The organism is Catonella sp. (genome assembly GCF_052169795.1).
Lineage (GTDB): Bacteria > Bacillota > Clostridia > Lachnospirales > Lachnospiraceae > Catonella.
The window spans coordinates 1-7,869 of the sequence record NZ_JBQNBU010000090.1; the positions used below are offsets into that span (position 1 = coordinate 1).

Sequence of the window (7,869 nt, forward strand, 5' to 3'; positions counted from 1 at the left end):
TTCAAAATAAAACTAATATTTTTTATTTTAGCTATTGACATTTCTTAGCTGGACTCCAATCTATCTAAAATAGCTTTGCCAATACTTTGAACCACATTTGCTGTCATTGCATTTCCTGCCTGTTGAAGCAAATGACGATTACTTACTTTACCAGACACTTTTTTTATAAAACAATCATCAAAACCTTGAAATTTTAAAGCTTCTTCACCTTTTAGATAGTATATTTTTTTATTTCTAACATAATAGACACCATCCCTATGTGCTCTTAAAGTTGGCATTCTATTATGATATAAACGCAAATCAGACATTCTAGTATCTACTACCACATTATTCATTTCTAGTATTTCTTCCAATTTAAATTTACCAATATTTTTTTCGTTATTCAGATATCTTGATAAAAACCACTTATAATCCTCTTCCAACATATAATTGTCAGTTGGATTAAAGTATGAATCAATTTGAACCTGCTCTTTTACATCCGGCCAAATAAAGTCTGTTATTCCCAAAGAATTTTCAAATCCTATAATATAAATCCTTTGTCTCATATGCGGAACACCGTAATCAATACTATTCAGCACTTTATGGTAAATTGAATATCCTGATTTAGATAAAGTACCAATTATATCATTAAATGTTTTACCTTTATCGTGTGTCAGCAGTCCTTTTACATTCTCAAAAATAAAAATCTTTGGTTTCTTCTTTTCCAGAATGTCAATAAGGTAATAAATTATCTGACCTCTCGGATCTTTCGTACCTTCTTGCCTACCAATTACAGAAAATGTTTGGCACGGAAATCCAGCAATCATAACATCAAAGTCTGGAATGTTGTTACAATCTATTCTTTTTAAATTACCATAATTAATATCCGTTTTATCATCAAATAATAAATCATATGTTCTGTTTGCAAGTCTACTTGTGTCAGAAGATCCCACACAAGTTAATCCACATCTTTCTAATCCTAATCTTCCTCCACCAATTCCAGAGCAAAAATCAAAAAAGGTATTTACCTCCATATTAATCACCCACTTCAAAAACTATTATCTTTTATTATACCAGCCATGAAAAATCTATTCCAGAGCTATTTTTCATAAAAAAATAATCGGTGCAGTCCTAAGACCACACCGACCATAAATTTATCTCTCAGCTTCTTTGCTTGCTTCTTTCTTTTCTTTTGGTTTTTCTTTATCTTCAGCCTGATGCCTCCTAATTGCACCAATAACTGATTCCTTTTTCTCATTCTTTTTATCCCTATCAAGATAGCTATCCATATTAACCTTTAAATGCTTCAATCCATCATACTGTGCTGCTAATGAATTATGTTTCTTCGTAATCTCCTCTTGCTTAGCTTGTAATTCTTTAGAATGCTCATTTAATTTTCTGAAAATATTTTTATCAGATTTTGTCTTTAACTCTCCTACTACAATATGTGTTGTCCATAGGATAGGAACACAATTTATTTACCTCGTTGCTTGATTGAGGATACAATTTATTTTCATTTTCTCCCTCAACTACTTTAGCATTTTTTCTTTTACTTTTAAAGAGCAGTCCATTCTGTGAATCCTTTTTACCTGTTTTATATATGATGGTAATCATTGCCGGATCAATTTCGCCATCATCATTAGTCCCACCAATAATTATCTTATCTACTATACTTTCAAATACAGCTCTGTCAAATTTTTCAAGATATTTATTTGACTCAAGCAGCCTCTTAAACCCTTCAAGTCTTTTCTTCAATGCTTTTTCATCTGTAAGAGTTACTTCTAATGTTCTTTTTTCTCCAAGTAATTTTTCTTTGCTTAATGTTATTTCATTATACTTTTCTTGATACAAATCCATGCTAATTACTTCATTTAGCCTTAGTTCTACAAGATCTTTTTCTTTTTTCAACACTTTGTCAAGCTGATTGCTTACTTTTTTTAGCTCCTTAGATAAGCTATTGTCTTTGAGTTCTTCTTCTACTGTTTTTAGAAATTCATTAGTAATCTCTACATTATTATGGCATACTTGACGATAACTTTCCATAAATGCTTTTTCTATTGCTTCTTCTTCAAGTCCTTTGCTATGTGGACAATGCTTTTTCCCATTCTTGGTAGCATTAACACACTGCCATATTATTTTGGAATGTTCTGTACTGGAGTGCCAAGTTCTCCTCGAAAGTGTATGTCCACAAAATCCACACTCAAGCATACTGCTGAAAGCATATTTTCTTGAATACTTTTCTCTTTTACCACCATTGTTAGCAACAGTATTTCTGTTTTTTGACCTTCTTAATCTAATACCTTGAGCTTTTTCAAAATCTTCTTCCGTAATGATTGGCTCGTGATGGTTTTCTATATAAAACTTATCCTGTTCTCCAAAATTATCCAATCTTCTCTTTGAAATAGGATCAACCGTATAGGTCTTTCCCATCATGAGATCCCCTTTATATTTCTCGTTTTTTATAATTCCTAAAACTGTTGTTTCAGTCCACCTTTTATTTCCTCTTGGTGATAAATATCCCTGTTCTTCCAACTCTCTTGAGATTACCATCCCACCGACGCCTTCAATATATCTTCTGAAAATATATCTTACAATTTCAGCTTCTTTTTCGTTTACAGAAATGCTTTTTGTCTCCGGATTATAGTCATAACCTAAACATCCTTGAAAGCCGACCATTTCTCCTCTTTCCATTTTCATTCTCAAGCCTTTTTTAACATTAGCTGAAATGTTCTCTACTTCCTGTTGAGCAACTGAACTTAAAATAGTCAAAAGCAATTCGCCATCCATTGTTAGAGTATTTATGTTTTCTTCTTCAAAAAATACCGCAACATTAAACTCTTTTAACTTTCTTACATACTTTAAAGTGTCTAATGTATTTCTCGCAAATCTTGATATAGACTTTGTAATTATCATATCTATATCGCCATTCATACAGTCATTTATCAGCCTTTGAAAATCAATTCTTCGATCAACCTGTGTTCCTGTTATTGCTTCATCAGCATATATTCCAGCAAGAGTCCACTCTTTATTTTTTTTTATAAATTCTGTGTAGTGTTCTACTTGAGAATTATAGCTGTTAATCTGATCTTCAGTATCTGTACTAACTCTGCAATAAGCTGCCACTCGCTTTATTGAGCGTTCAACACAGCCTGATGCAGTTCTTTTTAGTGTGGTATCACCTTTAATAACTTTTACATCTTTCTTCACTGCATCCGCCTCCTTATTTGTATCTTTCTATGCAGTTTAATTATACCACACTTACAAAACATTATAAATATAATTCTGTCGAAATGTTATACTTTTTCATTAGTTTTAACTTTATCTTTCTGTATTCAATATCGTTTAGTAAATGTTCGGAAAGTAAGATAGATAGCATAGATAATTGGAGGCTATATTTTAGTAATTCGTTATTCATTCTAAACCCTCCTCGTTAAAATTTATTTTTAAGTTTTATGACATTGACGGGTGCTTTGGATCAGCAACATTGGAATCTCACCACCGCCCCTGTTAAGATGAGCCGGCTTTCACTAAAGAAGTATCATTATCATCACTTAGATCATGGCTCACAAAGTTGTCCTTGTTCTTTGCTTTAGAATATTTATTTATCGCTCGTTTCCTTATATCCTCGCTTATGGCAGTATTCATTTAAACCGAATTTAATCAGCAGGAAAGTCATGGCGTAAATATCTTTTGCTCACTAAGTAATTAAAAGTCCCGTCTTGGTCTATTCAATTGTCAAAGAACAACTGCCTAATGGCTATAAGAGAGAATTCCCTTTAAATATCTTGAATTTCATTTTCTATCTTCTAAAAAATTAAAGAGGACAGATCTCCCTTCACTTTATAAAGGAAAATCCGCCCTCACATACAGAGTATTTTCTACAATAATTTTTCTAAAATCTCTTTGAGCTTTCTTAAAATTCTATCCTTTCGCCATTGTATAGTCTGATAAGTTACTCCCTTATCTCTTGCAACACTTGATAAAGTTTCATCATTGAAATATAAGCGTTCAATAATATCTCTTTCTTCTGCATTGAGCCTTAATATAGCATTTCTGACTGCTTCAATCATCATATGTGTTTCAACAATCTTTTCTACATCAATGCTTTCATCAACAATATTATCTACAAAGTGTCCGTCATGATCCAATGATGAAAAAAAGAGCAAGTGGTTTTTCTTGTCCACCTGCTCTAAATACTTCTCGTGTTCTTTTTCTCGCCAGTAGACTTTATATATCTGCTCGCTGACTCTAACCTTTTGTCCATTGACATACAGATAATATTCTTTTGGCATTTTATTTCCTCCATTTCTTTTTTGTCTGCGTTTTAAGACAAAAAAGGAGGACTTCTGCACATAGGCATACGAAGTCCTCTGAAATGAAAGAATCTTGCTTTTTCTCTATATTTTAAATTTGATTTTTTATGATAATTACCAGTATCAAAAAGGTCTATTGTTTTTTTCTTTATGAATAACAGACCATAAATAACACATAGCAATTACCCCCATTATTCAATCCATTTTCCCCTCATAAACATATCTCCTATCTTAGCTAATTCATGTAATTGAATACTTAATAACTAATTATATCTTTTGCTTTTTCTATTAGTTTTTTTGTACTATCGAAATCAATTGAATTCTCCAATTCTGTATTTTTAATTACAGCATCTAAATATGAACTATAAACTATCTCATGATTTCTATTAGGCTTACCTCCTAAAAGCAAGTTATCTTCAATCCAGTTATCAATTTTATTAAAATATTGATCCCCTTTGATTTCAAAAGATTGTTTCCCTCTCTCCAAAAGAATTTGTAAGTACTTTTCTATATACTTATTAGCTAAATTAAAGTTTTTATCCTTGTTATAATGCATAGCTAAGGTCAAATAAAAATTCAAAGCCATAGCTACATTAATTTCTACCAGGTTAAATGTTTCTATTAAATCTTCAATTTTTTCACAAGTTGCACACCAATTATCATTTTTAAGATTGCTTTTCATTAGCAATAAGGTGACTAGCTCAACAACATTTTTTAGAATGAACACCTGTAATTTTGCATCCACAAATTCATCCTCTTGAGTTTGCAGATAAGCAGATGCAAGCAAGCATTCTGTTGATAAGAGCAATTCCTCCGATGAGGGTAATATTTCTATCGTCTCTTTTGCCTGTCCTAATTGAAGAAGGCATACCCCTTTCATGTTTAGTGCTTTTTTAGTTAATGTATTATTCTTAGAGTGGTCAATTACTCTTTTAAATATTTCATTTGCATATCTTAAGTATTCCTGCTTTTTTTCTACCTCACCAACCAAATCACAGTGATTAACTATCAATGCCCCCATATAATAAAGCAATTCAAAGCATGAATAATATTGATTTATTGTCAATTTAATATCCCTAATAACGTCATCAATTCCATCCTTTGTAATGTCTTTTGAAAAATCTTCATATATTTTTTTTATTTGTTCTAGTGATAATTGAGGCTCATAACCAATCAACTCATCTACTGTAACGTTAAAAAATGTTGCAAGTTTTGGTAACAATAAAATATCCGGATAACTCTGACCGGTCTCCCATTTTGAAACAGAAGCTTTTGTAACCATCATGAAATCAGCTAGTTCTTCCTGTGTTATATTTTTTTCTTTTCTTCTTTGATAAATATTCTCCGCAATTTTCAACATATGATTCACTCCTTTTTATGACATTTCCTTTTTATTTAATACAATAATAGAACTAATAATACAAATAATTATTAAACCAAATGTTGTAAAAATAGGGATAAAATAGTCATTAAACCCGATCCCCTTAATTATATTTATAGGCTTTACAAGTAACGCAATCGGCATATATTTTACAATTTCTTCTTTTAGAGAAAGAATAAATTGTATCACTACAGCACCTGCGACGAATAATAATGTCCCTATCACATTTTCAGTAATGACACTGCCTAGTATCTCTAATGCAATCAAAAATATTCCAAAAATTAGCGGAAGTAATACTGCCAAGAGAATATTCTCAATGGGAAATTTATTGCTAAAAAAATACTTTGTATATCCAAATGCTATAAGAAAGCAAATACAATATGAAAGAATCCACATGATTGCATTAAAAAAACATTTTGATATTATTACTTGATATCTTGGTAACCCCTTTGATAGCAAATTTATTAAAGTTCCTTTTTGAATCTCATTCGTAACTTGCGTACTGAACAAAATCACAAGACCGAACATTCCTATCTGGTTAACGTTCTTAAAAAATTGTACCCAAGAATCAATTTCTGTTGGAGTATTAGCCTTGATATCAATGCCATCAGTTGCAATAGCTTGAAGGATTTGAGGAGTCAGTTTTGCTGTAAGTGGACTTATCAATCCAATAAATATAAACAACAATAAAAGTCCCAACATCTTTTTTGTCCTAATATTTTCAATTGATTCTTTTTTTATCAGTGAAAAAAATATTCTCATGACTTAATTACCTCCATAAAAATATTTTCTAGTGTTGGCTCTTTTACACTAAACTCAATAGGGAGAATATTCTCATTATGAAGTTCAGATAATATATCAAATGCTTTATTTTCAGAATCTACTTCTAAAAATCTAAGCGTACTTTCTTCCTCCTTAAAATTCATTTTCGAAATAACATTGTTGTTTTTAAACTTATTCAACTCATCAATAGATTTAAACCTTATATCAATTTCATTTGTACGTTTCATATTCTTCAGCTCATCTATTGAGCCTTCTAATACGTTTTTACCGCCATCTAAGACAACAACATGATCACAAATCGCTTCAACATCAGATAAAATATGCGTAGAAAAAACAACCGTCGTTGTTGATTTTATTTTTCTAATGATCTCTAATATTTCTTTTCTGCCCACCGGATCAAGAGCCGAAGTAGGTTCGTCACAAATCAATAATTTAGGGCTATTTAAAAGAGCTTGTGCAATTCCTAAACGTTGCTTCATACCTCTAGAAAAACCATGTATTCTTTTGTCAATTCCATCTAGTCCAACTAATTCTAATAATTCATCACTTTTTTTTGCTATCTCATCATTATTAAGCCCAGTTATAGAACCACATAATTTAAGATATTCTTTTGGTGTCATGTAACCATAAAACTCAGGCACATCTGGCAAATAACCTATAAACCTATTAGTGTTTGTCTGACCATATTTTACTTTTTCTCCAAATACTTCAATAGAACCCCCATCAATTTTCAAAAATCCCAAAATCATTTTCATTGTTGTCGTCTTACCCGCACCATTTTTCCCCAAAAATCCAAATATAGTTTTTTCAGGAATATTTAAAGATAGTCCATTTAAAATATTATGGGTTTCAAAAGACTTATATAGATTATCTATTTTAAGAGCATCCATTATTCATTATCCTTTCCTATCGTTAGATACAAAATAGGACCAATAATTTGTATTAAAACAACTACAACTATCCACATTGCCTTATTCCCAAATTTAAACTTGTCGTGTTTTAATACATGGCTCAATGCGTAAATCATAAGCCCAATTTCCAGAACAACTATCGGTATTAAGATTGGTAAATATTCTCTAATAAATTCCATTTTAAATCCTCCTTACGTTATCTTTATGTTATTTATATAATAGCAGTTAACTTTATTAACTTTCAAGAAACTATTAGTTGATTTTTTAGCCGAAAATCAACTATCATGAAACCTCAACTTTTATATCGAAATTTAAATTAATTACTCTTTTGTGGTATAATATAAACATAAATTAAAAGCTCGCTTAACGCTTGCTATCTAATTCACTCTTATGTAGCAAGCACAGTAAGTGTACGGACACTTACGAAAAAATTGACGAAGCAGCCTCTTGGGATCTGCTTCTTTTTTTATCAATTTTTAGCTTGTTAGGGAGAACCCTAAGA

7 protein-coding genes and 1 pseudogene are annotated in these 7,869 nt (G+C 31.0%); all 8 read right to left on the bottom strand.

Annotated elements, in window-relative coordinates; all coding sequences use genetic code 11:
- Nucleotides 1–44: 44 nt before the first annotated feature.
- The 8 genes and pseudogenes from dcm to ACTTKP_RS10220 all read right to left on the bottom strand — a co-directional run bounded on the left by dcm (nucleotide 45) and on the right by ACTTKP_RS10220 (nucleotide 7,546).
- A complete protein-coding gene (dcm, locus tag ACTTKP_RS10185; RefSeq protein WP_442553796.1) occupies nucleotides 45–1,013 on the bottom strand; it encodes a DNA (cytosine-5-)-methyltransferase in 969 nt (322 codons plus the stop codon).
- A gap of 120 nt (nucleotides 1,014–1,133) precedes the next feature.
- Nucleotides 1,134–1,238, bottom strand: a pseudogene (locus ACTTKP_RS10190) (DNA-binding protein); the annotation flags it as partial.
- A 154-nt stretch (nucleotides 1,239–1,392) separates the two neighbouring features.
- Nucleotides 1,393–3,186 (bottom strand): recombinase family protein, encoded by a 1,794-nt coding sequence (locus tag ACTTKP_RS10195; RefSeq protein WP_442553797.1) that lies wholly within the window; start codon nucleotides 3,184–3,186, stop codon nucleotides 1,393–1,395.
- 671 nt (nucleotides 3,187–3,857) lie between these two features.
- Nucleotides 3,858–4,271 (bottom strand): sigma-70 family RNA polymerase sigma factor, encoded by a 414-nt coding sequence (locus ACTTKP_RS10200; RefSeq protein WP_187327777.1) that lies wholly within the window; start codon nucleotides 4,269–4,271, stop codon nucleotides 3,858–3,860.
- Nucleotides 4,272–4,548: 277 nt separating this feature from the next.
- Nucleotides 4,549–5,652 carry a helix-turn-helix domain-containing protein gene (locus ACTTKP_RS10205; RefSeq protein ID WP_442553798.1) on the bottom strand — a complete coding sequence of 368 codons (1,104 nt, stop codon included), beginning with the start codon at nucleotides 5,650–5,652 and terminating at the stop codon, nucleotides 4,549–4,551.
- 15 nt (nucleotides 5,653–5,667) lie between these two features.
- Nucleotides 5,668–6,435, bottom strand: coding sequence for an ABC transporter permease (locus tag ACTTKP_RS10210; protein ID WP_442553799.1), 768 nt, complete (start codon nucleotides 6,433–6,435; stop codon nucleotides 5,668–5,670).
- Entirely contained in the window at nucleotides 6,432–7,346 is a 915-nt protein-coding gene (locus tag ACTTKP_RS10215; protein WP_442553800.1) for an ATP-binding cassette domain-containing protein, read from the bottom strand. Before ACTTKP_RS10215 ends, ACTTKP_RS10210 begins: the two co-directional genes overlap by 4 nt.
- Complete coding sequence (locus ACTTKP_RS10220; protein ID WP_187327781.1) at nucleotides 7,346–7,546, bottom strand: PLDc N-terminal domain-containing protein; 201 nt, start codon at nucleotides 7,544–7,546, stop codon at nucleotides 7,346–7,348. The genes ACTTKP_RS10215 and ACTTKP_RS10220 overlap by 1 nt, the downstream gene beginning before the upstream one ends.
- Nucleotides 7,547–7,869: the final 323 nt, after the last annotated feature.